Origin of the sequence: Pseudomonas sp. MWU12-2029, from assembly GCF_023242425.1 — a bacterium.
Taxonomy (GTDB): Bacteria; Pseudomonadota; Gammaproteobacteria; order Pseudomonadales; family Pseudomonadaceae; genus Aquipseudomonas; species Aquipseudomonas kribbensis.
In genome coordinates, this window is the sequence record NZ_JALJDY010000006.1 from 454,513 (window position 1) to 478,352 (window position 23,840).

At 59.8% G+C, this 23,840-nt stretch carries 24 protein-coding genes; 14 read left to right on the forward strand and 10 right to left on the reverse strand.

Going from position 1 to position 23,840, the window contains the following annotated elements; genetic code table 11:
* The first annotated feature begins 8 nt into the window (after nt 1-8).
* The 5 genes from M5B44_RS18055 to trpE all read left to right on the forward strand — a co-directional run bounded on the left by M5B44_RS18055 (nt 9) and on the right by trpE (nt 5,244).
* Nucleotides 9-833 carry an ABC transporter permease gene (locus M5B44_RS18055; protein WP_085709230.1) on the forward strand — a complete coding sequence of 275 codons (825 nt, stop codon included), beginning with the start codon at nt 9-11 and terminating at the stop codon, nt 831-833.
* A 108-nt stretch (nt 834-941) separates the two neighbouring features.
* On the forward strand, nt 942-2,090 hold the full coding sequence (locus M5B44_RS18060) for an iron-containing alcohol dehydrogenase (RefSeq protein WP_248740051.1): 1,149 nt from the start codon (nt 942-944) through the stop codon (nt 2,088-2,090).
* Nucleotides 2,091-2,204: 114 nt separating this feature from the next.
* Nucleotides 2,205-2,879 carry a ribulose-phosphate 3-epimerase gene (rpe, locus tag M5B44_RS18065; protein ID WP_003228808.1) on the forward strand — a complete coding sequence of 225 codons (675 nt, stop codon included), beginning with the start codon at nt 2,205-2,207 and terminating at the stop codon, nt 2,877-2,879.
* Nucleotides 2,876-3,694 (forward strand): phosphoglycolate phosphatase, encoded by an 819-nt coding sequence (locus M5B44_RS18070; RefSeq protein ID WP_248740052.1) that lies wholly within the window; start codon nt 2,876-2,878, stop codon nt 3,692-3,694. The genes rpe and M5B44_RS18070 overlap by 4 nt, the downstream gene beginning before the upstream one ends.
* 71 nt (nt 3,695-3,765) lie before the next feature.
* Nucleotides 3,766-5,244: an anthranilate synthase component I gene (gene trpE / locus M5B44_RS18075; RefSeq protein WP_039768096.1), complete on the forward strand. Its 1,479-nt coding sequence runs from the start codon at nt 3,766-3,768 to the stop codon at nt 5,242-5,244.
* Nucleotides 5,245-5,311: 67 nt separating this feature from the next.
* Here the strand turns inward: trpE and estP are convergent, their stop codons facing one another.
* Nucleotides 5,312-7,222, reverse strand: coding sequence for an esterase EstP (gene estP, locus M5B44_RS18080; protein WP_248740053.1), 1,911 nt, complete (start codon nt 7,220-7,222; stop codon nt 5,312-5,314).
* Between the two features lie 403 nt (nt 7,223-7,625).
* Between estP and M5B44_RS18085 the strand changes: the two genes are divergently transcribed.
* From M5B44_RS18085 to M5B44_RS18100, 4 genes are all read left to right on the forward strand, one after another.
* Complete coding sequence (locus M5B44_RS18085) at nt 7,626-8,219, forward strand: aminodeoxychorismate/anthranilate synthase component II (RefSeq protein ID WP_248740054.1); 594 nt, start codon at nt 7,626-7,628, stop codon at nt 8,217-8,219.
* A gap of 9 nt (nt 8,220-8,228) precedes the next feature.
* Complete coding sequence (gene trpD / locus M5B44_RS18090; protein WP_248740055.1) at nt 8,229-9,278, forward strand: anthranilate phosphoribosyltransferase; 1,050 nt, start codon at nt 8,229-8,231, stop codon at nt 9,276-9,278.
* The gene (gene trpC / locus M5B44_RS18095; RefSeq protein ID WP_119427656.1) at nt 9,275-10,111 is read left to right on the forward strand and encodes an indole-3-glycerol phosphate synthase TrpC; all 837 of its coding nucleotides are present in this window, start codon (nt 9,275-9,277) and stop codon (nt 10,109-10,111) included. The genes trpD and trpC overlap by 4 nt, the downstream gene beginning before the upstream one ends.
* Before the next feature lie 135 nt (nt 10,112-10,246).
* Nucleotides 10,247-10,945: a biotin/lipoate A/B protein ligase family protein gene (locus M5B44_RS18100; RefSeq protein WP_248740056.1), complete on the forward strand. Its 699-nt coding sequence runs from the start codon at nt 10,247-10,249 to the stop codon at nt 10,943-10,945.
* A gap of 10 nt (nt 10,946-10,955) precedes the next feature.
* Here the strand turns inward: M5B44_RS18100 and crp are convergent, their stop codons facing one another.
* On the reverse strand, nt 10,956-11,600 hold the full coding sequence (gene crp, locus M5B44_RS18105; RefSeq protein WP_011336190.1) for a cAMP-activated global transcriptional regulator CRP: 645 nt from the start codon (nt 11,598-11,600) through the stop codon (nt 10,956-10,958).
* 238 nt (nt 11,601-11,838) lie between these two features.
* On the opposite strand from crp, the gene M5B44_RS18110 reads away from it, so the two are divergent.
* Nucleotides 11,839-12,261 (forward strand): OsmC family protein, encoded by a 423-nt coding sequence (locus M5B44_RS18110; RefSeq protein ID WP_016772921.1) that lies wholly within the window; start codon nt 11,839-11,841, stop codon nt 12,259-12,261.
* Nucleotides 12,262-12,498: 237 nt separating this feature from the next.
* Complete coding sequence (gene speD, locus M5B44_RS18115; RefSeq protein ID WP_007956315.1) at nt 12,499-13,293, forward strand: adenosylmethionine decarboxylase; 795 nt, start codon at nt 12,499-12,501, stop codon at nt 13,291-13,293.
* A gap of 61 nt (nt 13,294-13,354) precedes the next feature.
* On the opposite strand, the gene coq7 is transcribed toward speD, so the two are convergent.
* From coq7 to hemJ, 6 genes are all read right to left on the reverse strand, one after another.
* Nucleotides 13,355-14,002, reverse strand: a complete 648-nt coding sequence (gene coq7, locus M5B44_RS18120) for a 2-polyprenyl-3-methyl-6-methoxy-1,4-benzoquinone monooxygenase (RefSeq protein WP_007956317.1) — start codon at nt 14,000-14,002, stop codon at nt 13,355-13,357.
* Nucleotides 14,003-14,107: 105 nt separating this feature from the next.
* Complete coding sequence (locus M5B44_RS18125; protein ID WP_003228789.1) at nt 14,108-14,446, reverse strand: histidine triad nucleotide-binding protein; 339 nt, start codon at nt 14,444-14,446, stop codon at nt 14,108-14,110.
* 80 nt (nt 14,447-14,526) lie between these two features.
* The gene (locus tag M5B44_RS18130) at nt 14,527-15,315 is read right to left on the reverse strand and encodes an SDR family NAD(P)-dependent oxidoreductase (protein WP_248740057.1); all 789 of its coding nucleotides are present in this window, start codon (nt 15,313-15,315) and stop codon (nt 14,527-14,529) included.
* Nucleotides 15,316-15,376: 61 nt separating this feature from the next.
* Nucleotides 15,377-16,327, reverse strand: a complete 951-nt coding sequence (locus M5B44_RS18135) for a DUF805 domain-containing protein (protein ID WP_248740058.1) — start codon at nt 16,325-16,327, stop codon at nt 15,377-15,379.
* Between the two features lie 93 nt (nt 16,328-16,420).
* Nucleotides 16,421-17,389: an NAD(P)H-dependent flavin oxidoreductase gene (locus M5B44_RS18140; RefSeq protein ID WP_248740059.1), complete on the reverse strand. Its 969-nt coding sequence runs from the start codon at nt 17,387-17,389 to the stop codon at nt 16,421-16,423.
* A gap of 33 nt (nt 17,390-17,422) precedes the next feature.
* A complete protein-coding gene (gene hemJ, locus M5B44_RS18145; RefSeq protein ID WP_248740060.1) occupies nt 17,423-17,851 on the reverse strand; it encodes a protoporphyrinogen oxidase HemJ in 429 nt (142 codons plus the stop codon).
* 135 nt (nt 17,852-17,986) lie between these two features.
* On the opposite strand from hemJ, the gene argC reads away from it, so the two are divergent.
* A complete protein-coding gene (argC, locus tag M5B44_RS18150) occupies nt 17,987-19,021 on the forward strand; it encodes an N-acetyl-gamma-glutamyl-phosphate reductase (RefSeq protein WP_248740061.1) in 1,035 nt (344 codons plus the stop codon).
* Between the two features lie 166 nt (nt 19,022-19,187).
* A complete protein-coding gene (erpA, locus tag M5B44_RS18155) occupies nt 19,188-19,538 on the forward strand; it encodes an iron-sulfur cluster insertion protein ErpA (RefSeq protein ID WP_003228776.1) in 351 nt (116 codons plus the stop codon).
* Nucleotides 19,539-19,612: 74 nt separating this feature from the next.
* Here the strand turns inward: erpA and M5B44_RS18160 are convergent, their stop codons facing one another.
* Both M5B44_RS18160 and M5B44_RS18165 read right to left on the reverse strand, forming a co-directional pair.
* Complete coding sequence (locus tag M5B44_RS18160; RefSeq protein WP_248740062.1) at nt 19,613-20,704, reverse strand: anhydro-N-acetylmuramic acid kinase; 1,092 nt, start codon at nt 20,702-20,704, stop codon at nt 19,613-19,615.
* Nucleotides 20,705-20,707: 3 nt separating this feature from the next.
* Nucleotides 20,708-22,132 carry a peptidoglycan DD-metalloendopeptidase family protein gene (locus M5B44_RS18165; protein WP_248740063.1) on the reverse strand — a complete coding sequence of 475 codons (1,425 nt, stop codon included), beginning with the start codon at nt 22,130-22,132 and terminating at the stop codon, nt 20,708-20,710.
* A 210-nt stretch (nt 22,133-22,342) separates the two neighbouring features.
* Between M5B44_RS18165 and tyrS the strand changes: the two genes are divergently transcribed.
* Nucleotides 22,343-23,542 (forward strand): tyrosine--tRNA ligase, encoded by a 1,200-nt coding sequence (tyrS, locus tag M5B44_RS18170; RefSeq protein ID WP_248740064.1) that lies wholly within the window; start codon nt 22,343-22,345, stop codon nt 23,540-23,542.
* The last annotated feature ends 298 nt before the right edge of the window (nt 23,543-23,840 follow it).

The window sequence follows — 23,840 nt, forward strand, 5'->3', positions numbered from 1 at the left end:
AATTAGAAATGCTGAGTCCTTATATGTCGCCCGTCGAGCGGGTGTGGTTCTACAGCTTGCGGATCCTCTGCGGCTTGATCCTGCTGTTCCTGATCCTGCCGGTGCTGGTGATCGTGCCGCTGTCGTTCAACTCGGGCAGTTTCCTGGTGTACCCGCTGCAGGGCTTTTCGCTGCACTGGTATCAGGACTTCTTCGCCTCGGCGGAATGGATGCGCTCGCTGAAGAACAGCATCATCGTCGCCCCGGCCGCAACGGTGCTGGCCATGGTCTTCGGTACGTTGGCGGCCATCGGCCTGACCCGTGGCGATTTTCCCGGCAAGGCGCTGGTGATGGCACTGGTGATTTCACCGATGGTGGTGCCGGTGGTGATCATCGGCGTGGCCAGTTATCTGTTCTTCGCGCCGCTGGGCCTGGGCAACAGTTTCTTCTCGCTGATCGTGGTGCATGCGGTGTTGGGTGTGCCGTTCGTGATCATCACGGTGTCGGCGACGCTGCAGGGCTTCAACCACAACCTGGTGCGGGCGGCGGCCAGCCTTGGGGCTTCGCCGCTGGTGACATTCCGCCGGGTGACCTTGCCGCTGATTGCACCGGGGGTGATTTCCGGGGCGTTGTTTGCCTTTGCGACATCGTTCGATGAAGTGGTGGTGACGTTGTTCCTCGCAGGTCCCGAGCAGGCGACGTTGCCTCGGCAGATGTTCAGCGGGATTCGCGAGAACCTGAGCCCAACGATTGCGGCGGCTGCCACTTTGCTGATTGCCTTCTCGGTAATCCTGCTGCTGACGCTGGAATGGTTGCGCGGCCGTAGCGAGAAACTGCGTACCGCTCAGGTCTGACGACTGCACGATCCGGGTTGTCTGCCATTCATGCGCTGAATGACAGACAACCCCAATTCCCCAGCTACGCTTGTGCTCAGCTCCCACATCTATAAGAGGCTGCGCACGATGAGTCTTTCCTCGTTCAAGATCGCTCACAAACTGATCACCGGCGCCGGGGCCATCGAGCAACTGGCGGCCGAACTCACGCGGCTGGACATCGACAACCCGCTGATCGTCACCGATGCCGCGCTGGTCAAGTCCGGCACGGTGGAGCTGGCGCTGGCGCAGATCGGCGAGCGCGAGTACGAAATCTTCGACCGGGTGCTGCCGGATCCGGAAATCGCCATCGTCGAGGACTGCATGCGCGTCTATCGCGAGGGCGGGCATGACGGGCTGATCGGCCTCGGTGGCGGTAGTGCCATCGACATCGCCAAGAGTGTCGCCGCGTATGCCGGTTATCACGGTGCGCTGGAAGATCTGTTCGGCGTCGACCAGGTGCCGCGCAAAGGCCCACCGCTGATCGCCATCCCGACTACCGCCGGCACCGGTTCCGAGGTGACCAACGTGGCGATTCTTTCGGACAAAGTCGCCCAGTTGAAGAAGGGCATTGTCAGCGACTACCTGTTGCCGGACGTGGCGCTGGTCAGTCCGCAAATGACCCTGACCTGTCCGCGCAGTGTCACTGCCGCCAGTGGAGTCGATGCGCTGGTGCATGCCATCGAGTCCTACCTGTCGTTGAATGCCTCGCCGATTACCGACTCGCTAGCCATTGGTGCGATCAAGCTGATCGCCCGGTCATTGCCCAAGGCCTACGCCAATCCCTCCAACCTGCAGGCCCGGGAAGACATGGCCACCGCCAGCCTGATGGCCGGCATGGCGTTCGGCAATGCCGGGGTCGGCGCAGTGCATGCGCTGGCGTATCCGCTGGGTGGGCGTTTCAACATTGCCCACGGCGTGAGCAACGCGTTGTTGCTGCCGTATGTCATGACCTGGAACAAGATGGCCTGTGTCGAGCGGATGCAGGATATCGCCGAAGCCATGGGGGTGAAGACCGCTCATCTGAGTCTCAATGAGGCGGCGGACAGTGCCGTCGCGGCGATGACCGAGCTGTGTGCAGAGGTGGAAATCCCGCTGGGCCTGCGCAGTTTCGGCGTGCCCGAAGACGCGATCCCGGCCATGGCCGTAGAGGCCGCGGGGATCGAGCGCCTGATGCGCAACAACCCGCGCAAGCTCAGCGCTGGCGACATCGAGAAGATCTACCGGGCGGCGTACTGAGAACCCGCCGGTCATCCGTCATGGCACAACCCAATCATCGCGGTCACGGTGCGCGCGCGGAAACTTGAGGTATACAATGCGCGCCATCGTGATTTAGCTCAGAAAAGGTGCGTCATGCAGCCCTTCGTTATTGCTCCGTCGATTCTCTCCGCCGACTTCGCCCGCCTGGGCGAGGAAGTGGACAACGTTCTGGCCGCCGGTGCCGACTTTGTCCACTTCGATGTCATGGACAACCACTATGTGCCGAACCTGACCATCGGCCCGATGGTCTGCGCCGCGCTGCGCAAGTACGGCATCACCGCGCCGATCGACGCGCACCTGATGGTCAGCCCGGTGGATCGCATCGTCGGCGACTTCATCGAGGCCGGCGCCACCTACATCACCTTCCACCCGGAAGCCACGCTGCACGTCGATCGTTCGCTGCAACTGATCCGTGAAGGCGGCTGCAAATCCGGCCTGGTGTTCAACCCGGCGACCCCGCTGGACGTGCTCAAGTACGTGATCGACAAGGTCGACATGGTCTTGCTGATGAGCGTCAACCCGGGCTTCGGCGGGCAGAAGTTCATCCCCGGCACCCTCGACAAACTGCGCGAAGCCCGCGCGATCATCGATGCCTCGGGCCGTGACATCCGCCTGGAAATCGACGGCGGCGTCAACGTCAACAACATCCGTGAAATCGCTGCCGCCGGCGCCGACACCTTCGTGGCCGGCTCGGCGATCTTCAATGCGCCGAACTATCAGGAAGTCATCGACAAGATGCGTTCCGAACTGGCGCTGGCCCGCCCATGAGCGGATTTGAGCAGCTGTTCCCGGGGCAACTGCCGCGGTTGGTGATGTTCGATCTGGATGGCACGTTGATCGACTCGGTTCCCGACCTGGCGGCGGCGGTGGATAACATGCTGCTCTCCCTCGGGCGCAAGCCTGCCGGTATCGAGTCGGTGCGCGAGTGGGTCGGCAACGGCGCTCCGGTTCTGGTGCGCCGCGCCTTGGCCGGCGGCATCGACCATTCCGCCGTGGATGACGTCGAAGCCGAGCATGCGCTGGAGGTGTTCATGGAAGCCTATGGCGCCAGCCATGAGCTGACCGTGGTCTATCCCGGCGTGCGCGACACCCTGAAATGGCTGCACAAGCAGGGCGTGGCCATGGCGCTGATCACCAACAAGCCGGAGCGCTTCGTCGCGCCGCTGCTGGATCAGATGAAGATCGGCCGCTACTTCAAGTGGATCATCGGCGGCGATACGCTGCCGCAGAAGAAGCCCGATCCGGCGGCGCTGTTCTTCGTCATGAAGATGTCCGGCATCCCGGCTTCGCAATCGCTGTTCGTCGGCGACTCGCGCAGCGATGTGCTGGCGGCGAAAGCGGCGGGGGTCAAATGTGTCGCGCTGAGCTATGGCTACAACCATGGCCGGCCGATTGCCGAGGAATCCCCGGCACTGGTGATCGACGATCTGCGCAAGCTAATTCCCGGTTGCCTGGATACGGTCGCTGAGATAACGTTGCCCGACGCATCTCAATCCCCTTCTGGAAACGCCATCGTGGTGGTCACCCGCAAACTCTGGATGAAAGTCATCAAGGCCCTGGCCCGCTGGCGTTGGCGCGCCTGACTTGTTCCTGGCCGGCCTGCCGGCGCGTTTGCACACCTGACTGATTTGCACCTCACACCACGAGGCACCCTATGATCCGCGAAGAATTCCTGCGTCTGGCCGCTGACGGCTACAACCGCATCCCGCTGGCCTGCGAAACCCTGGCCGACTTCGACACGCCGCTGTCGATCTACCTGAAACTGGCCGACCAGCCCAACTCCTACCTGCTCGAATCGGTGCAGGGCGGCGAGAAATGGGGCCGTTACTCGATCATCGGCCTGCCGTGCCGCACCGTGCTGCGGGTTCATGACCATCATGTCAGCATCACCGTCGATGGCGTCGAGACCGAAAGCCACGACGTCGAAGACCCGCTGGCCTTCGTCGAAACCTTCAAGGCTCGCTACAACGTGCCGACCATCGCCGGTCTGCCGCGCTTCAACGGCGGCCTGGTGGGTTACTTCGGTTACGACTGCGTGCGTTATGTAGAGAAGCGCCTCGGCAAGTGCCCGAACCCGGATCCGCTGGGCGTGCCGGACATTCTGCTGATGGTCTCCGATGCGGTGGTGGTGTTCGACAACCTCGCCGGCAAGATGCACGCGATCGTGCTGGCCGACCCGGCGCAGGCCGATGCCTATGAGCAGGGTCAGGCCCAGTTGCAGGAACTGCTGGAAAAACTGCGTCAGCCGATCACCCCGCGCCGTGGCCTGGACTTCAGCAAGCAGCAGGCGGCCGAGCCGGTGTTCCGCTCCAGTTTCACCCAGGACGACTACGAAAAAGCCGTCGACACCATCAAGGAATACATCCTCGCCGGTGACTGCATGCAGGTCGTGCCGTCCCAGCGCATGTCGATCGACTTCAAGGCTGCGCCGATCGATCTGTACCGCGCGCTGCGTTGCTTCAACCCGACGCCGTACATGTACTTCTTCAACTTCGGCGATTTCCACGTCGTCGGCAGCTCGCCGGAAGTGCTGGTGCGGGTCGAAGACAACCTGATCACCGTGCGCCCGATTGCCGGCACCCGTCCTCGCGGGGCTACCGAAGAGGCGGACGTGGCGCTGGAAGAAGACCTGCTGTCCGACGACAAGGAGATCGCCGAGCACCTGATGCTGATCGACCTCGGTCGCAACGACACCGGGCGTGTTTCGGAGATCGGCTCGGTGAAACTCACCGAGAAAATGGTCATCGAGCGTTATTCCAACGTGATGCACATCGTGTCCAACGTCACCGGGCAGTTGAAAGCCGGGCTGACGGCGATGGACGCACTGCGGGCGATTCTGCCGGCGGGCACCTTGTCCGGCGCGCCGAAGATCCGCGCGATGGAAATCATCGACGAACTGGAACCGGTCAAGCGTGGCGTGTATGGCGGCGCGGTCGGTTACTTCGCCTGGAACGGCAACATGGACACCGCGATTGCGATCCGCACTGCCGTGATCAAGAACGGCGAGCTGCACGTGCAGGCCGGTGGCGGCATCGTTGCCGACTCGGTACCGGCGCTGGAATGGGAAGAAACCATCAACAAGCGTCGGGCGATGTTCCGGGCTGTTGCACTGGCCGAGCAAACCCCGGACTGATTGACGGGGTTCAGCCATAAAAAAACGCGGCGCCTGTGAGGGCGCCGCGTTTTTTATGGCCGACTGATCAGAAGTCGAGACTTACGCCAACATTGACCCCTTGCTGGGTAAAGTCGTCATCCTTGCGAATGTTGTAGCTGGCGCGAAGCGCGACTTCCTTGGTGAGGTTGTGGCTCACGCCCAGGTTCAGGCGGTTGAGGTTGGTCTGCGGTGTGTAGCCTTCCAGGGTGTAGCGGTTGTTCGGCAGGCTGTTGAGGTTCATCGTCAGATCCTGAGCGTCGTCGTTGTACTCGCGCTCGTGGGCGAATTCGCCGAAGACCTGGGTCTGTGCGGTGATCTGGTATTTGCCCTGGATGCCGACACCGAGACGGCGGGAGTTGCGCGACTGGTCATCGAAAGTCAGCGCTGTGGCGTCCGCGCCTTTTTCCGAGTAGCCGTCGACTTCGACCTTGCCGAAATCGGCGCTGACGAAGGGCGACAGATGCCATGGACTGCTGGCCTCTGGCGCGATGTCGTAGCCGACGCGGCCGCCGATGGCCAGTACATAGCCGTCGGTATCGCCTTTCTCGCCACGTTCGTTGACCCCGAGCTGGAACTTGCGCTTCAGGCTGTCGTAGTCCAGATGTCCGGCGGTAACGGCCAGGTCACCCCACCAGCGGTTTTGCTGGTACTGGGCGAACGCGGTGCCCATGTAGGAGTTGAGTTTGTACTCGGAGTCGTTGTCGCCGGCTTCGATTTTCTGGTGATAGAAACCCGCCACCACACCCACGCGCCAGGCGTCGTCGAGACGGTAGCTGCCACCGATGTTCAGGTTGTAACCGTTGCCGTCGGCGCTTGCCCCGGCGTGCTGGTCGTCGAAGTCCTGATGCTGGCCGCCAGCGGAGACAATCGCTCGCCATTGGCCGACGCCTTGCCAGTTTTCCCAGTCGGCGAGCCATTGGTTACGCAGTTCGTCCTGATGCGCGCGCAACGTGCCTTGGGCCATTTCCGGCAGCAGGGTCAGTTCCCACGGGGCGGCCAGCAACGAGTAGGCGTAATCGGCAATCAAGCGTTGCCCGGCTTCGGTCGGGTGCACCGAGTCGTTGTAGATCAGCTTGGTCGGATCCGGCGTGGCGCTGTTGATCCCGTAGCGGGCGTTCTCAGTGCAGCCATCGCCGCTGAAGCAGGTGGCGACCAGATTCTGATCGGTGGCCAGGCCGAACTGTGCCGGATTGGCAAACGCTTCCTTGAGCAGCACCGGAATGTTCAGCGGAATGACGTTGGCATTGACCGTCTGCAGCTGGCTCACCAGTTCGGTGTTGAACTGGGCACTGAGCTGCGACGTGAAGCCTTGCAGTGGAGAACCGTTGATGGCCGGGGTCAGGCCGATGTCCGGCAGCAGCCAGACCATGATGTAGCGGGCGCCCGCGCCTTGCAGGGTGCGCACGCTGTCGACCAGTCGGTCGGCGGCGGCATTGGCCTGAGGCAGGCTGGTAACGCGGCCCTGCAGGAAGTCGTTGCCGCCTCCGGTCAGGTAATACAGCGCATTCGGGTCGGCGCGGAAGCCGTTCGACGGCAGGTAGCCGGCACGGGTGCGTTCACCGCTGGCGGACGTAGTGGTGATCGAATCGAGAATCTGGTCGGTGCGATAGCCGCCGACCGCCCAGTTATTGCCGTCCGGCAAACCCTGGCCGGCGCGTACCGCCGAATCCGCGGAAGCGGTCTGATTCGGCGTGAAGCCCAGGCGGCCGCCAATCAGTTGGGTGGCGTTGAGCGAGTAGAACTCTCCGCTGCCGTCCTGATAGTTGGGGCCGGTGCGGTTGGTAAACCGTTTGACCGAGCCGGCGGGACCATCCGGATCGGAAAACGTCCCTGCGTCGCTGAGACTGTCACCGAAGACAACGAAATTCGAATAAGGATTGGGTGCGGCGTTCGCCTGGGCGCAGGCCATCGCGAGCAGGCATCCGGCGAGCGGTACAAACAACGTCTGTTTGATCATGAGCAAGTCCGTTTATTTATTGTTGTATGGAACGAAACGACAGTACCAAAAACTTCCGGCGTTTTGCCATCGGTCGTCAACCCTCCCATAGTTTTCCCCCCGTCAGGCCCGGCCATATTGCACGCTCTGCCCAGCTAAGTTACTGTGCGGGAACGTATGAACGAGACCTTCCCCGTGTTGATCACCAGCAAACTTCTGGATCAAGTCATCAAGGCACACGCCCGCTGGCGTTGGCGCGCCTGAATCTTTTCTGCCGGCCCCGCCGGATCTGTATCGCTCCGCCTTCCTTGCCCGTTTGAAATGCCGCCTTGCCGTCGCCACTTGCGCGTCCGACTTTGTGCAGCGTCCTGGCAAGTCATCCGAAGGCTGTTTCCAAGTCAGAATTCAAGAGGTTCGAAACGCCATGTTGCTGATGATCGACAACTACGACTCCTTTACTTACAACGTTGTGCAATACCTCGGCGAGCTGGGTGCCGAGGTCAAGGTCGTGCGCAACGACGAGCTGACCATCGCCGAGATCGAAGCGCTCAACCCGGAGCGCATCGTGGTGTCCCCCGGTCCGTGCACGCCGACCGAAGCCGGCATCTCCATCGAAGCCATCAAACACTTCGCCGGCAAGCTGCCGATCCTCGGCGTCTGCCTTGGCCATCAGTCCATCGGCCAGGCCTTTGGCGGTGACGTGGTACGTGCCCGCCAAGTGATGCACGGTAAGACTAGCCCGGTATTCCACGAGGACAAGGGTGTTTTTGCCGGTCTGAATCGTCCGCTGACTGTCACCCGCTATCATTCCCTGATCGTCAAGCACGATACTTTGCCCGACTGCCTGGCGCTGACCGCGTGGACGCAACATGACGACGGCTCGGTCGATGAAATCATGGGCCTGCGTCACAAGACCCTGAACATCGAGGGCGTACAGTTCCACCCGGAATCGATCCTCACCGAGCAGGGCCATGAACTGTTTGCCAACTTCCTCAAACAAACCGGCGGCACGCGCTAAGGACTCTCCATGAATATCAAGACAGCCCTGAGCCGTATCGTCGATCACCTCGACCTCAGCACCGATGAAATGCGCGATGTGATGCGCGAAATCATGACCGGCCAATGCACCGACGCGCAGATCGGCGCGTTCATGATGGCCATGCGCATGAAGAGCGAGAGCATCGACGAAATCGTCGGCGCGGTATCGGTGATGCGCGAGCTGGCCGATCAGGTCGAACTGAAGACCCTCGACGGCGTGGTCGATGTGGTCGGCACCGGCGGTGACGGCGCGAATATTTTCAACGTTTCCACGGCTTCGGCCTTTGTCGTTGCCGCTGCGGGCTGCACCGTGGCCAAGCATGGCAACCGCGCGGTGTCGGGGAAGAGCGGCAGCGCTGACCTGCTGGAAGCGGCCGGGATATACCTCAACCTGACCCCGGTTCAGGTGGCACGTTGCATCGACAACGTCGGCATCGGTTTCATGTTTGCCCAGACTCATCACAAAGCCATGAAGTACGCCGCCGGCCCGCGTCGTGACCTCGGCCTGCGTACCCTGTTCAACATGCTCGGCCCGCTTACGAATCCGGCCGGCGTCAAACATCAGGTAGTCGGCGTCTTCACCCAGGCCCTGTGCCGGCCCTTGGCCGAAGTCTTGCAGCGCCTGGGCAGCAAACATGTGCTGGTGGTGCATTCGAAGGATGGCCTGGACGAGTTCAGTCTTGCCGCACCGACTTATGTGGCCGAGCTGAAGAACAACGAGATCACCGAGTATTGGGTCGAGCCGGAAGATCTGGGCATGAAGAGCCAGAGCCTGCACGGTCTGTCGGTCGAAGGCCCGGAAGCTTCGCTGGCGCTGATCCGCGATGCACTGGGCAAGCGCAAGACCGAAAACGGCCAGAAGGCTGCGGAAATGATCGTGCTCAATGCCGGTGCGGCGCTGTACGCCGCTGACCTGGCAACAAGTCTGAAAGAAGGCGTGGCACTGGCCCACGACGCTCTGCACACCGGCCTTGCTCGGGAGAAACTCGAGGAGTTGGGTGCCTTTACCGCGGTATTCAAAGTGGAGAATGAGGGATGAGTGTACCGACGGTTCTGGAAAACATTCTGGCCCGCAAGGTTCAGGAAGTCGCCGAGCGTAGCGCCCGTGTGAGCCTGAGCGAGCTGGAAAGTCTGGCCAAGGCGGCCGATGCACCCCGTGGTTTTGCCCAGGCATTGCTGGCGCAGGCAAAGAAGAAACAACCGGCCGTGATCGCCGAAATCAAGAAGGCTTCGCCGAGCAAAGGCGTGATCCGCGAGAACTTCGTTCCCGCCGACATCGCCAAAAGCTACGAGAAGGGCGGGGCGACCTGCCTGTCGGTACTGACTGATATCGATTACTTCCAGGGCGCCGATGCCTACCTGCAACAGGCCCGCGCCGCGTGCTCGCTGCCGGTGATCCGCAAGGACTTCATGATCGATCCGTACCAGATCGTCGAAGCCCGTGCCCTGGGCGCCGATTGTGTGCTGCTGATCGTCTCCGCGCTGGATGACGTGAAAATGGCCGAGCTGGCTTCGGTGGCCAAAGGCGTCGGCCTCGATGTGCTGGTGGAAGTGCACGACGGCGATGAGCTGGAGCGTGCATTGAAGACCCTGGACACGCCGCTGGTCGGGGTGAACAACCGCAACCTGCATACCTTCGACGTGAGCCTGGAAACCACCCTCGACCTGCTGCCGCGCATTCCGCGCGATCGTCTGGTGATCACCGAGAGCGGGATCCTCAACCGTGCCGATGTCGAACTGATGGAAATCAGCGACGTTTACGCGTTCCTGGTCGGCGAAGCGTTCATGCGTGCTGAAAGCCCGGGCATCGAGCTGCAGCGTCTGTTCTTCCCTGAACGCGGCGTTCCGGTGAGCGGTTCGACTCTCGACTGATTCATTCAGACCGAGTCGACTCTTTCGCGGGCAAGCCCGCTCCCACAGGAGAAATGCATTCCTGATGTGGGAGCGGGCTTGCCCGCGAAGAGGCCATAAGATTCACCACAGACTGATCGTCTAACGGACTTCTTTATGACTCCAGTTTCCCTGCCCATCGAAGCCGGCCTGCAAGCCGAACAGGATCTGCTGGCCTCGGTCTGCGCTGGTGATGCCGAATTTGGCTTGCTGTTCTGGCAGCCCAGCGATCGCGCTTTGGTCATGCCGCGCCGTTTGAATCGCTTGCCCGGATTCGATCACGCCTGCGAAGTCTCCGCTGCTGCCGGCTGGCCGGTGTTGCTGCGTGAAACCGGCGGCGAACCTGTTCCGCAATCCGCTTCGACGATCAACATTGCTCTGGTCTACGCACCGCCTCGCAGCGAAGGCGATCTGAACCGCATCGAAACCGGCTACCGGCGTCTGTGTGATCCGATCTGTGAGTTGCTGGATGAGTTGGGTGGCACGTCTTCGCTGGGCGAAATCGACGGTGCGTTCTGCGACGGTCGTTTCAACGTCAACCTCGACGGACGCAAGATGGTCGGCACCGCTCAGCGCTGGCGCCAGAGTCAGGGCGGTCAGCGACCGGTGGGGTTGGTACATGGTGCGATGCTGCTGGATGACGAGCGCGAATCGATGGTCGCGGCGGTCAATCGCTTCAACGAAGCGTGTGGCCTGGAGCAACGGGTACGTGCCGCCAGCCACATCGCTCTGCATGAAAAATTCCCGGCGCCCCATGCACTGGCGCGACTCGATGAACTCTTTCGTTTGATGCTGGCGCAGATCTACGCCGATTGAGTTTTCGAACTCAGCGAGTGCCGAAGACCACCATGGTCTTGCCTTTCACATCCACCAGGTTGCGTTCCTCAAGATCCTTGAGCACGCGACCGACCATCTCCCGCGAACAACCGACAATCCGCCCGATTTCCTGACGGGTGACCTTGATCTGCATGCCGTCCGGGTGGGTCATTGCGTCGGGTTGCTTGCACAGCTCCAACAGGCAGCGAGCAACACGGCCAGTGACATCGAAGAACGCCAGATCGCCGACCTTGCGCGTGGTGTTGCGCAAGCGCTGTGCGATTTGTCCGCTCAGCACGTAAAGAATGTCTGGATCCTGTTGCGACAACTCACGGAATTTGGCGTAGCTGATTTCCGCGACTTCGCACTCGACCTTGGCCCGCACCCAGGCGCTGCGTTGCTGCTCCTGGCCGGCTTCTTCGAACAGACCCAGCTCACCGAAGAAGTCCCCGGCGTTCAGGTAGGCGATGATCATCTCGCGGCCGTCGTCGTCCTCGATCAGGATCGTGACCGAACCGCGGATGATGAAGTACAGCGTGTCCGAGCGATCCCCGGCGCAGATGATGTTGCTTTTGGCCGCATGACGCCGGCGCTGGCAATGCATCAGCAGCTTGTCGAGGTTCTTGATTTTGGGTGTGGGGGTAATACCAACCATGGTTGTATCCCGAAAAGACTGCACGGTTATATGTGGTTTTTATATGAGGCGCTGAGGCGATCGCTACAAATACCGGCTTGGGGCGCCAGTGAATTGGCGCCAGCTTACCAGACACTTCGTCGAAAATTCGAGAAATTACCTACGCAGTAAAGGCATCGGTCCTAGGATCACCGCTCGCAGTCAAACCGGGGCCCTGTGCTAAGCTGGCGACCCTTTTTTCTACAGTGGAGTCTTGGCGATGAAGGCACGCATCCAATGGGCTGGCGAAGCCATGTTCCTCGGCGAATCCGGCAGCGGTCATGTCGTGGTCATGGACGGTCCGCCGGACGCTGGTGGTCGCAATCTGGGTGTTCGCCCGATGGAGATGCTCCTGCTGGGCGTTGGCGGTTGCAGCAATTTCGACGTGGTCAGCATTCTGAAGAAGTCCCGTCAGGCCGTTGAAAGCTGCGAGGCTTTCCTGGACGCCGAACGTGCGACCGAAGATCCGAAGGTGTTCACCAAGATTCACATGCACTTCGTGGTAAAGGGTCGTGGCCTGAAAGAAGCCCAGGTCAAACGCGCCATCGAGCTGTCGGCGGAGAAGTACTGCTCGGCCTCGATCATGCTCGGCGCCGCCGGCGTGGCAATCACCCACGACTACGAAATCGTCGAACTCGGCTGAGCCGACATTCAACTATCATAAAAGCAGTGCAGACTCTGGCGATCCCCCGCTGACGTCTGCATAATGCGCCACTTTTTTCAGGGCAGTGATCGGTCAGCCGACAGGTCATCCGCCTGAACAGATAACCAAAATCGCCATCGCGAAGAGGTGTTAACCGTCCTACGCAGGTGCGTCGTTCGCACTTGACGGGCATGCTTGATCACGCGGCCGGGCCGCATACATAGAGAGTTTTTAACGGTGAAAAGCAAACTCAAGCTCCACGGGTTCAATAACCTGACAAAGACCTTGAGCTTCAACATCTATGACATCTGCTACGCGGAAACCCCGCAAGACCAGCAGGCTTACGTCGAGTACATCAATCAAGAGTACAACGCCGAACGCCTGACGCAGATCCTCACGGAAGTTGTCGAAATCATTGGTGCCAACATTCTGAACATTGCCAGTCAGAACTATGAGCCTCAGGGTGCCAGCGTCACGATTCTGATCTCGGAAGAACCGGTCACCCCGACCGAAAGCCAGATCGAAGAGTCCCCGGGTCCGCTGCCGGAAATCATCCTGGCCCACCTCGACAAGAGTCACATCACGGTGCATACCTACCCGGAAATCCATCCGGACGCCGGTATTGCGACGTTCCGTGTAGACATCGATGTGTCGACCTGTGGTGTCATTTCACCGCTCAAAGCGCTCAACTTCCTCATTCACCAGTTCGATTCGGACATCGTGACCGTGGATTACCGTGTGCGCGGCTTCACCCGTGACGTTGAAGGCAACAAGCACTTCATCGACCACGAGATCAACTCGATCCAGAACTACCTTTCCGAAGACACCCGCGACGCGTACCAGATGACCGACGTGAACGTGTACCAGGAAAACCTGTTCCACACCAAAATGCTGCTGAAGAACTTCGAACTGGATAACTACCTGTTCGGCGATGCCACCAGCAACCTGTCGTCCGAGCAACGTGCTCAGGTGACCGAGCGTGTGAAGCACGAAATGCTGGAAATTTTTTACGCGCGCAATATGCCGAGCTAAGAAATCCGGGCACAAAAAAAGGCGACTGCTTTGCGGCAGTCGCCTTTTTTATGGGCGTTTTTCAGATCCGGTAGGTGCTCTTGGTCATCACTTTGGCCAGCAGGCTCATGCCGAACTTCACCGGTGCCGGGAAGCGGAAACCGCCAGCCTCCAGCGCACTTTCTGCGTGATGTTCTTCATCGATACGCATCTGCTCCAGAATTGCCCGGGATTTCTCATCCTCGGCCGGCAGTTGTTCCAGATGCTCGTTCAGGTGCTTGCACACCTGATGCTCGGTCGCCGCGACAAAACCGAGGCTGACCTTGTCGCTGATCAGCCCGGCGACTGCGCCGATCCCGAACGACATGCCATAGAACAGCGGATTGAGCACGCTGGTATGGCTGCCCAACTGATGAATACGCTGTTCGCACCAGACCAGGTGATCGATCTCTTCTTCGGCCGCATGCTCCATGGCTTCCCGCACTTGCGGCAGTTTGGCGGTCAGGGCCTGACCTTGGTACAGCGCCTGGGCACAGACTTCGCCGGTATGGTTGATGCGCATCAGGCCGGCGACGTGGCGGGTGTCTTCGTCGCTCATCTGCACGTCGGGCTGCACGATGGCCGGCGACGGACGGTACGGCTGGCCGCTGAAGGGCAGCAGGGTTCGCATCGCGGCATCGGCTTGCAGCAGAAGACGGTCAATGGGCGAGTAGTGACGTTGGGTAGTCATGCTGACCTCCGGGAAGAATCTCGGCGGCCAGTTTAACCGAATCGGCCGGGGAAGGTTTGCGCTGGGTCATGTGGGAGCAGGGCGCCCCCACAGATTTCAAGTCGATCAGCCCGGCGGCCAGTTCATCTGGCGTTGACCGAGTACGTGCATATGAATGTGGTAGACCGTCTGCCCACCCTTTTCATTGCAGTTCATCACCACCCGGAAGCCTTCTTCGCAGCCCAGCTCCAGCGCCAGGCGCTGAGCGGTGAACAGGATGTGCCCGGCCAGTGCCTTGTCGTCTTCGGTCAGGTCGTTGAGGGTGCGCACCGGTTTCTTCGGGATCACCAGAAAATGCACCGGTGCCTGCGGGGCGATGTCGTGGAACGCCAAAACCTGGTCGTCCTCGTAGATGATCTTCGCCGGGATTTCCCGGTTGATGATCTTGGTGAACAGAGTATCCACAGCTGTTTTCTCCGTTGTGTGAGCTGGGCCGAGTGTACCCACGAGGGATCACCACGCCCAGCCAGTTGCCTGCCGGCCCTTCAGCGCGGGCAGTAAGCTTTGTTGACCATGCCGACAATGGTGCGGTTGAGCCAGCGCGACCCCAGTCGCGGCAGAAAGGCGAACCAGCGGTTCCGGCGTCCGGGAATGATGATTGCGCGGTTTTTTTTAAGGGCGCGCACGGTATACAGCGCGACCTCTTCGGGGCTCATCAGCAGTTTGCTGGCGTTGAGTTTTTCGTTGTTCAGTTGCGCCGTACGGAAGAACCCGGTGCGTGTGGGGCCTGGGCATAGCACCGAGACCTTCACCGCGCATTTCTTCAATTCCACTCGCAGCGCTTCGGAAAAGTGCAGAACGTAGGCCTTGCTGGCGTAGTAAGTGCTCATCCATGGGCCGGGATTGAACGCGGCGACCGACGCCACGTTGAGAATCTGCCCGCCACCCTGCAGGGCCATGCTGTTGCCGATTGCGTGGCAGAGGCGGGTGAGGGCGAGGATGTTCACCTCGATCAGATCCTGCTCGGTCATCCAGTCCTGGGCCAGGAACGGGCCGCAGGTGCCGATGCCGGCGCAGTTCACCAGCAGGTCGATCTGCCGGTCACCTTCTTCAAGCTCCAGCAGAAACCCGGACAGGCGCAGCGGCTCGCCCAGGTCGCAGGCGCGGAACAGCACCTCCACGCCAAAACGCTGGGTCAGTTCAATCGCAATGCTTTCCAGCTGATCACGCTGTCGGGCCACCAGAATCAGGCTGCGGCCACGGCGGGCCAGGGCTTCGGCCATGGCCAGGCCGATACCGCTGGAGGCGCCAGTGATCAGAGCGTAACGGGTCATGCAGTTCTCCATCGCAACAGCTCCGCGCCGTGGACGCAGGTGTCACGGCGGGAAGCGCTGTTCATTCTTTCGCAGAGTCTACAGGGGCGGGTGCAGGTTCGGCTGCATCGTCCACCGGATTCGGCACGGGCTCGACTTCGACATCGACCTCATCAGCTGTCACCGAGCCGCTTTCATAACTGCTTTCGAGGCTGGTTTCGTACTCCTGCTGGATGGCGGAAATACCGCCCAGCATTCCACCGACGAAGAACAGGCCGATGAAGACGATCCACAGGGAGCAGAGCACTTTGACGGCGGTGCTGTTCGGCGGCGGCGGTGGGCCATAGCGGTTGGCACCGGTATTGCCCGGCATGACCATGATCACCAGCGGAAAGAAGCTGCCCACGAACGGGACCAGAGTCAGCAGCCAGAGCCAGCCTGACCAGCCGATGTCGTGCAGACGCTGAATGCTGAACAGGATGCCGACGATCGCGAAGGCCAGGAACAGGAAGAAGGCGAAGATACCGCCGATGATCAGGCCGCTGGTCGAGTCGGTGCTCACCAGCCCCAGACCAATCAGCGCGAAAACGCCGACGATCGGCAGGGTTACCAGGCTCAACACCATCGACCATGCCAGGTAACGCAGGCGTCCGATCCGGCCTTCGACACTGAAGGGTTTGAGCGTGGCGAATTCTGCCAGTTGTTCACCGACACTGGCCCGGGGTGGGGCATAGGGGGAGTCAGGTTCTGCCGTCGGGGCGGAGTGTTCCTGCACATCGGACAGATTCAGTTCGATGGCTGTTTCCGGTTCGATTCGGGCGTCGATCCCGGTCTTGCCCAGCGCTTGCAGATAAGCCTGGGCATCGCTGTGCGACAGGTCGCGTTTGAGGGCGACGGCACGTCCATTGAACAGTCGTTCGATGGCGGCCACATCGCTCTTGAACAGATCGGCCAGGTTGAGTTTGGCTGTGGTGATATCGACACCGGGCTGCAGGGCACCGTCGAAAACGATCTTGTAACGGGTTTCGCTCATGGCCGAGGCATCCTTGTCGCGAAGAAATTGAGTTGAGATGTGTCGCAACCGCCAAGTGTAAGGCCAGTCAGGCTGCAACTGGCCAGAATTTTTTCAGCGCGGCCAGCGACTCGGTAGCTGTGCCGCATGTTCCAGGGCCTGCCGATACTCTGCATCGAGGCGCGCCACCAGTTGGTCCACGCTCGGCAGATCCTCGATCTGGCCAACCCCCTGGCCGGCCGACCACACGGTTTTCCAGGCTTTGGCCTCATCGTTGATCGGCTTGAGCTTGTCGCCGAAGTTCACTTCACCCTTGCCTTGCAGTGCTGCCATATCGAAACCGGCAGCCTCCAGGCTTTGGCGCATGAAGCTGGCCGGAACTCCAGACACGGCAGGAGTATGAATGATGTCCGCCGCCTTGGCTGTCAGCAGCATCTCCTTGTAGGCGTCGGGCGCATGACTTTCAGTCGTACCGATGAATCGTGTACCGAAGTAGGCCAAATCCGCGCCGAGCAGCTGTGCGGCGAGAATCTCATGGCCGTGGTTCAAACATCCTGCAAGCAGCAGCGTCTTGTCGAAGAACTGGCGAATCTCGGCGATCAGTGAGAACGGGCTCCAGGTGCCGGCATGTCCACCGGCGCCGGCGGCAACGGCGATCAAGCCATCGACGCCGGCTTCGGCAGCTTTTTCCGCATGGCGGCGAGTCGTCACGTCGTGAAAAACCAGGCCGCCGTAGCTGTGCACCGCATCGACCAATTCCTTCACCGCACCGAGGCTGGTGATGACGATGGGCACCTTGTGCTCGACGCAGATGTTCAGGTCCGCCTCCAGACGCGGATTGCTCTTGTGAACAATCAGGTTCACGGCATAAGGCGCCGGGTTGTCCAGTGTCGCCAGCCCTGCTTCGATCTGTTCCAGCCAGGCCTTGAACCCACTGCTTTCGCGTTGGTTGAGCGCCGGAAAGCTGCCGACCACGCCATTGCGACAGCACGCGAGCACCAGTTCTGGATTGGAAATCAGGAACATCGGCGCGGCCACAACGGGCAGGCGCAGACGTTGTTCGAGCAGAGCGGGCAGCGACATCGGAAGTACCCCGGAAAGTTGAACGTATTGAAGTTAGAACGGCTTGACCACGACCAGAATTACGATAGCCAGCAATATCAGAACCGGCACTTCATTGAACCAGCGATAAAAGACATGGCTGCGGGTGTTCTCGCCACGGGCAAAACGTTTTACCTGCGCGCCACACATGTGGTGATAACCGATCAACAGCACCACCAGGGTCAGCTTGGCGTGAATCCAGCCACCGCTGCTGAAGATGCCCGGGTTCAGGTAAATCAGCCAGCCGCCGAAGATCAGCGCGGCGATCATCGCCGGGCCCATGATGCCGCGATACAGCTTGCGCTCCATGACGCTGAAGCGCTCCTTGCTGATCGTGTCTTCACTTTGTGCGTGATAAACGAACAGTCGCGGCAGGTAGAACAGTCCGGCAAACCAGCACACGATGCTGACGATATGCAGTGCTTTGATCCATAGATAGAGCATTTTTGGTTTTTCCCTCATTCACGGTAGGCCGGATAGTAGAGGCTTGAGCGTCCGCACGTCACCTTGACGGTTGTCGCAGGGGCGCGCGGCCCCTATTATCGACGGCTTTCCAGTGGGTTCGTTGAGGGCAGGTTTATGGTCAAGGTCGGTATCGTCGGCGGCACGGGTTACACCGGTGTCGAACTGCTGCGTCTGTTGGCACAGCATCCGCAGGCAGAAGTGATTGTGATCACTTCCCGATCCGAGGCCGGTCTGGCCGTGGCTGACATGTACCCGAACCTGCGCGGCCACTACGACGGCCTGGCGTTCAGCGTGCCGGACATCAAGACCCTGGGCGCTTGCGACGTGGTGTTCTTCGCCACTCCGCACGGTGTTGCCCACGCATTGGCTGGTGAATTGCTGGCGGCGGGCACCAAGGTCATCGACCTGTCGGCGGACTTCCGTCTGCAGGACGCCGAAGAATGGGCCAAATGGTACGGCCAGCCGCACGGTGCGCCGGAGCTGCTGGACGAAGCGGTTTACGGCTTGCCGGAAGTCAACCGTGAGCAAATCAGGAAAGCTCGTCTGATCGCGGTGCCGGGTTGCTATCCGACTGCTACGCAGCTGGGTTTCCTGCCATTGCTTGAGGCAGGTCTGGCCGATACTTCGCTGTTGATCGCCGACTGCAAATCGGGCGTCAGCGGTGCCGGTCGTGGTGCTTCCGTAGGCTCGCTGTACTCCGAGACGTCGGAAAGCATGAAGGCTTACGCGGTGAAAGGTCACCGTCATCTGCCGGAAATCCGTCAGGGGCTGCGTCGTGCAGCGGGCAAGGATGTCGGCCTGACCTTCGTGCCACACCTGACGCCGATGATTCGCGGCATTCATTCCACGCTTTACGCGACCGTGGTTGATCGCTCGGTGGATCTGCAGGCGCTGTTCGAAAAGCGTTACGCCAATGAACCGTTCGTCGACGTGATGCCGGCCGGCAGCCATCCGGAAACCCGCAGCGTGCGCGGCGCGAACGTTTGCCGTATTGCGGTTCACCGTCCACAGAATGGTGATCTGGTGGTGGTGCTGTCGGTGATCGACAACCTGGTCAAGGGCGCGTCGGGCCAGGCGGTGCAGAACATGAACATTCTGTTCGGTCTGGATGAGCGCTTTGGTCTGTCCCACGCGGGCATGCTGCCGTAAGACTGATCTTGCATGAAGAAAAGGCCCGTCTGACGGGCCTTTTTGCATTCCGGGTCGCTGATGGCTTTATTGATATACCATAACAATAGTTGACCGATTTTCTAGGACAAGCGGATAATGCGCGTCATCACGCATTATGGCGGCGTAACGCCGGGAGATAGTCAGCATGAGCGTCGAATCCTTCACCCCCACGGCTTTGCAATTCACTCAGGGTGCCGCGCACAAGGTGAAGAGCCTGGTCGATGAAGAGGGGAATGATCGCTTGAAGCTGCGCGTATTCGTTACGGGCGGCGGTTGTTCAGGGTTTCAGTACGGCTTCACCTTCGATGAAGATGTGGCCGAGGACGACACCATCGTCGAGCGCGAAGGTGTGAGCCTGGTGGTTGATCCGATGAGCTTCCAGTATCTGGCAGGTGCCGAGGTGGACTACCAGGAAGGTCTGGAAGGTTCGCGCTTCGTGATCAAGAACCCGAATGCCACCACCACTTGTGGTTGCGGTTCTTCGTTCTCGATCTGATCTCGCCTCAACGTACACAATAAAACGCCGCAGAACCTCACGGTTCTGCGGCGTTTTGTTATCTGCGTTTTATCTCAATTGGGGTAGATGGCGCCAAGTATGCGCAGGCCTTTTGCACCGGTGACGCTGGGGCGATTGGCGGTGATGCCTTCAAGACAGCAATGGGCCAGCCAGGCAAAGGCCATGGCTTCGACCCAGTCTGGATCGACACCGTGAGTCGTGGTGCTGGCGACTTTCGTGTTGGGCAGCAGCTCGGCCAGGCGCTTCATCAGTGTGGTGTTGTGGGCGCCACCGCCGCAGACCAGGAGTTCTTCGGTATTCGATTGGGCGCTTTGCAGCGACTCGACGATGGTCAGCGCTGTCAGTTCGAGCAGCGTTGCCTGTACGTTTTCGGGAGCGAAATCCGGCAGGTGTGACAGTTGCTGTTCCAGCCAGGGCAGGTTGAACACCTCCCGACCGGTGCTCTTCGGGCCTTGGGTCGAGAAGAAAGGATCGCTCAGCAATGCCTTGAGAAGGGTTGGTTCAACTTTGCCGCTGGCTGCCCATTGACCGTTGCGATCATAGTTTTCGCCACGGCGTCGATGAATCCACGCATCCATCAGAACATTCCCAGGGCCGCAGTCGAAACCGGCTACAGGCTTGTTTGGCTCGATCAGGCTGAGATTGCTGAAACCGCCGACATTCAGGACTGCGCGGTTGCCGGTACGCTCTTCGAACAACGCTTCATGGAAGGCAGGAACCAAGGGGGCGCCTTGACCACCGGCAGCCACATCGCGGCTGCGGAAGTCACTGACTACCGTAATGCCGGTCAGCTCGGTCAGCAGGGCAGGGTTGCCGATCTGTACGGTGAAACCGCGTGCCGGTTCATGGCGAATGGTCTGGCCGTGGCTGCCGATTGCGCGAATGGCTTGGGGTTTGAGCTGTTGCTGTTCGAGCAGGACGTGGATGCCTTCGGCGGCAAGTTTCACCCAGTTCTGTTGGGCAATGGCCGAGCGGGCGATCTCGTCGGGGCCGCTGGCGCACAAGCCAAGCAGCTCGGCGCGCAGGGGCTCAGGCATCGGAATGTAGTGCGTGGCGATCAGGTTGATCGCCGAGGTCTGTTCGATCAGGGCGATGTCCAGACCATCGAGGCTGGTTCCGGACATCACGCCGATATAAAGAGCCATGGCTTAACGTTTGCTCGAGGCCAGCATGGTGGCCTTCTCTTGGTCCATGCGAGCCATCAACGGCTGGCTCTGCGCCAGGAAGCGCGCGCGCTCGGATTTGGCGATCGGATCGGCCATTGGCAGCTTCTGGCCCAGCGGGTCGACGTGAACGCCGTTGACCTGGAACTCGTAGTGCAGGTGCGGACCGGTGGACAGGCCGGTGGTGCCGATGTAACCGATGACCTGGCCCTGCTTGACGGTACCGCCGGTTTTCACGCCTTTGGCGAAGCCTTGCATGTGGCCGTACAGCGTGCGGTAGGTATTGCCGTGCTGAATGATCACGGTGTTGCCATAACCACCACGGCGACCGGCCAACAGTACTTTGCCATCGCCGGCAGCCTTGATTGGCGTACCGCGTGGAGCGGCGTAATCGACACCTTTATGGGCGCGGATCTTGTTGAGGATCGGGTGTTTGCGGCCCATGGAAAACTTGGAGCTGATGCGGGCGAAGTCCACCGGGGTGCGGATGAACGCCTTGCGCATGCTGTTGCCGTCGGCAGTGTAGTAGCTGCTGTTGCCCTGCTTGTTGGTGTAGCGCACGGCGGTGTAGGTCTTGCCGCGGTTGGTGAAACGGGCGGACAGGATCGGGCCGTTGCCGACGGCTTTGCCATTGACCACTTTCTGTTCGTAGATCACGTCGAACTCGTCACCCTGGCGGATATCCTGGGCGAAGTCGACGTCGTAACCGAACACGCTGGCCATATCCATGGTCAGGCTGTGGGACAGGCCGGCGCGGGCGGCGGACTGCGACAGCGAGCTATTGATCACGCCGTGGACATAGGCGGTACGAACGGTCGGTTTGGCGGTAACGCGGTTGAAGACATAACCCTTGTCGTTCTTGGTCAGGGTGATGGTTTCAACGTCGCTGACCTTGCTGTGCAGATTGGTCAGTTGGCCTTGTGGATTGAGTTCGAATTCGAGTTTCTGGCCGTGTTTGAGCTGGCTGAACTGTTTGGCCTGTTTGTCGCTGGCCAGAACTTCGTGCACGGCAGCGGCGGGGAGGCCAACCTTCTCGAACAATGTCGAAAGGGTGTCACCCCTGGAGACGATCACTTCCCTGTGGCCTGGAGCCTTCTTTTCAGGCGCGACCGGTGCAGGCACTGGTGCGGCCTGGGCGGTTTCGGGTGTGTCTTCTGCGCTGTTTTCGATTTGTGCGAAGGGCGAAGCTACTGGCTCATTTGTGGCTTGAACTGCGTCAGCAGCGTCTTGATCTTGTGTCAGTTGTTCGGCAGGACTTTCCAGCTCAAGGCTCAGGGTCGTCTTTTTGGCTTCAACATCACTGGAAGGAAATACCAGGAGCGCCAGGCTGAGAAGGGCGGCGATCCCACTTGCGGCAAGCAGGTGGGTCTTCGGGTAAAGCGGTGGCGCTTTAGACGGTTCAGTGGTCATAAGTAGTTTTGACTTTGAAAAGATGAATTGGAAAAGATGAATGACATGATGAAGATGAAATAACTGTATAAAATATAACCAAATCATCTCTGAGGCAAGTCCGCAGGTATCTCGCCCGTGGATTGGTATCCGTGCGCCGGGCAAAACTTGTAATTGGTGCGCGATCTTGTATGGTTGGTTCCCTTTGAATCTGAGCCTTGCGGGTCTGTTATGAAGTCGGTTGAAGAGCAGCTAGCGCTGATTAAACGTGGTGCGGAAGAACTGTTGGTCGAGTCCGAGCTGATCGAAAAGCTCAAGCGTGGCCAGCCGCTGCGAATCAAGGCCGGCTTCGATCCAACGGCGCCGGATCTGCACCTTGGGCACACTGTGCTTATTAATAAGCTGCGTCAGTTCCAGGAATTGGGGCATCAGGTGATCTTCCTGATTGGTGACTTCACCGGAATGATCGGTGATCCGAGTGGCAAGAGTGCAACTCGTCCGCCGCTGACCCGTGAGCAGGTTCTGGAAAATGCCGAGACCTACAAGACTCAGGTATTCAAGATCCTTGATCCGGCGAAAACTGAAGTCGCGTTCAACTCCACCTGGATGGATCAGATGGGGCCAGCAGACTTTATTCGTCTGACTTCGCAGTACACCGTTGCGCGTATGCTCGAGCGTGATGACTTCGACAAGCGCTACACCACCAATCAGCCAATCGCCATTCATGAGTTCCTCTATCCGCTGGTTCAGGGGTATGACTCGGTTGCATTGCGCGCGGATGTTGAGCTGGGCGGTACCGATCAGAAGTTCAACCTGCTGATGGGGCGCGAACTGCAGCGTGGTTATGGTCAGGAAGCTCAGTGCATTCTGACGATGCCGCTGCTCGAAGGGCTGGATGGCGTTAAAAAGATGTCCAAGTCGTTGGGCAACTACGTCGGTATCCAGGAAGCGCCGGGTGTCATGTACAGCAAGCTGGTTTCGATTCCGGATGCGTTGATGTGGCGCTACTTCGAGCTGCTCAGCTTCCGTTCGATGGATGAGATCAATGCTTTCCGTGCCGATGTAGAGGCAGGTGCCAACCCTCGCGACATCAAGATCAAGCTGGCTGAAGAAATTGTTGCGCGCTTCCATGGGGAAGAGGCTGCTGCCAATGCTCACCGTGGTGCGGGTAACCGTATGAAGGACGGCGAGCTGCCAGATGATTTGCCAGAGGTTGAGCTGACTGCTGCCGAGGATATGCCGATTGCTGCTGTCCTTAATAAGGCTGGCCTGGTGAAGAACTCGGCGGCTGCTCGTGATCTGCTGGCTTCCGGTGGTGTGCGTATAGATGGCGAGGTTGTCGATCGCTCCTTTATATATGTGCTGGGCGCGACTCACGTTTGCCAGGCCGGCAAGAAGGCTTTTGCACGGATTACCCTGAAAACCGAGTAAAGTTGAAATAAGGGGTTGACGGCGAATTCTAGATGTCTATAATTCGCCCCACTTCCGGCGCAGTCGAAACGGAAAACTCTTTGAGATTCAATGAGTTATGTAGGTTTCGATGGTGGATTGCTTCAGTTCATCGAGGCCTGGAAGAAGTTGAAAGAGTGGTGATGTTTGGCTCTTTTGACGGTTCGGTCTTCTCGATCGAAAGCGGAGAAAAAGAGGTGTTGACAGCAGCGTGTAACGCTGTACAATTCGCCTCCCGCTAACGAGAGATCGGAAGCGCAAGTGGTTGAAGTTGTTGAGA

What these genes read in the sequence shown, in the direction of transcription:
- coq7 (WP_007956317.1), bottom strand. Translation starts at nt 14,002, where the DNA reads ATGACTACCCAACGTCACTACTCGCCCATTGACCGTCTTCTGCTGCAA.
- crp (WP_011336190.1), bottom strand. Translation starts at nt 11,600, where the DNA reads ATGGTTGGTATTACCCCCACACCCAAAATCAAGAACCTCGACAAGCTG.
- trpC (WP_119427656.1), top strand. Translation starts at nt 9,275, where the DNA reads ATGAGTGTACCGACGGTTCTGGAAAACATTCTGGCCCGCAAGGTTCAG.
- M5B44_RS18100 (WP_248740056.1), top strand. Translation starts at nt 10,247, where the DNA reads ATGACTCCAGTTTCCCTGCCCATCGAAGCCGGCCTGCAAGCCGAACAG.
- hemJ (WP_248740060.1), bottom strand. Translation starts at nt 17,851, where the DNA reads ATGCTCTATCTATGGATCAAAGCACTGCATATCGTCAGCATCGTGTGC.
- trpD (WP_248740055.1), top strand. Translation starts at nt 8,229, where the DNA reads ATGAATATCAAGACAGCCCTGAGCCGTATCGTCGATCACCTCGACCTC.
- M5B44_RS18135 (WP_248740058.1), bottom strand. Translation starts at nt 16,327, where the DNA reads ATGAGCGAAACCCGTTACAAGATCGTTTTCGACGGTGCCCTGCAGCCC.
- M5B44_RS18140 (WP_248740059.1), bottom strand. Translation starts at nt 17,389, where the DNA reads ATGTCGCTGCCCGCTCTGCTCGAACAACGTCTGCGCCTGCCCGTTGTG.
- M5B44_RS18085 (WP_248740054.1), top strand. Translation starts at nt 7,626, where the DNA reads ATGTTGCTGATGATCGACAACTACGACTCCTTTACTTACAACGTTGTG.
- M5B44_RS18165 (WP_248740063.1), bottom strand. Translation starts at nt 22,132, where the DNA reads ATGACCACTGAACCGTCTAAAGCGCCACCGCTTTACCCGAAGACCCAC.
- rpe (WP_003228808.1), top strand. Translation starts at nt 2,205, where the DNA reads ATGCAGCCCTTCGTTATTGCTCCGTCGATTCTCTCCGCCGACTTCGCC.
- M5B44_RS18070 (WP_248740052.1), top strand. Translation starts at nt 2,876, where the DNA reads ATGAGCGGATTTGAGCAGCTGTTCCCGGGGCAACTGCCGCGGTTGGTG.
- M5B44_RS18055 (WP_085709230.1), top strand. Translation starts at nt 9, where the DNA reads ATGCTGAGTCCTTATATGTCGCCCGTCGAGCGGGTGTGGTTCTACAGC.
- M5B44_RS18110 (WP_016772921.1), top strand. Translation starts at nt 11,839, where the DNA reads ATGAAGGCACGCATCCAATGGGCTGGCGAAGCCATGTTCCTCGGCGAA.
- trpE (WP_039768096.1), top strand. Translation starts at nt 3,766, where the DNA reads ATGATCCGCGAAGAATTCCTGCGTCTGGCCGCTGACGGCTACAACCGC.
- M5B44_RS18130 (WP_248740057.1), bottom strand. Translation starts at nt 15,315, where the DNA reads ATGACCCGTTACGCTCTGATCACTGGCGCCTCCAGCGGTATCGGCCTG.
- M5B44_RS18060 (WP_248740051.1), top strand. Translation starts at nt 942, where the DNA reads ATGAGTCTTTCCTCGTTCAAGATCGCTCACAAACTGATCACCGGCGCC.
- M5B44_RS18160 (WP_248740062.1), bottom strand. Translation starts at nt 20,704, where the DNA reads ATGGCTCTTTATATCGGCGTGATGTCCGGAACCAGCCTCGATGGTCTG.
- tyrS (WP_248740064.1), top strand. Translation starts at nt 22,343, where the DNA reads ATGAAGTCGGTTGAAGAGCAGCTAGCGCTGATTAAACGTGGTGCGGAA.
- argC (WP_248740061.1), top strand. Translation starts at nt 17,987, where the DNA reads ATGGTCAAGGTCGGTATCGTCGGCGGCACGGGTTACACCGGTGTCGAA.
- estP (WP_248740053.1), bottom strand. Translation starts at nt 7,222, where the DNA reads ATGATCAAACAGACGTTGTTTGTACCGCTCGCCGGATGCCTGCTCGCG.
- erpA (WP_003228776.1), top strand. Translation starts at nt 19,188, where the DNA reads ATGAGCGTCGAATCCTTCACCCCCACGGCTTTGCAATTCACTCAGGGT.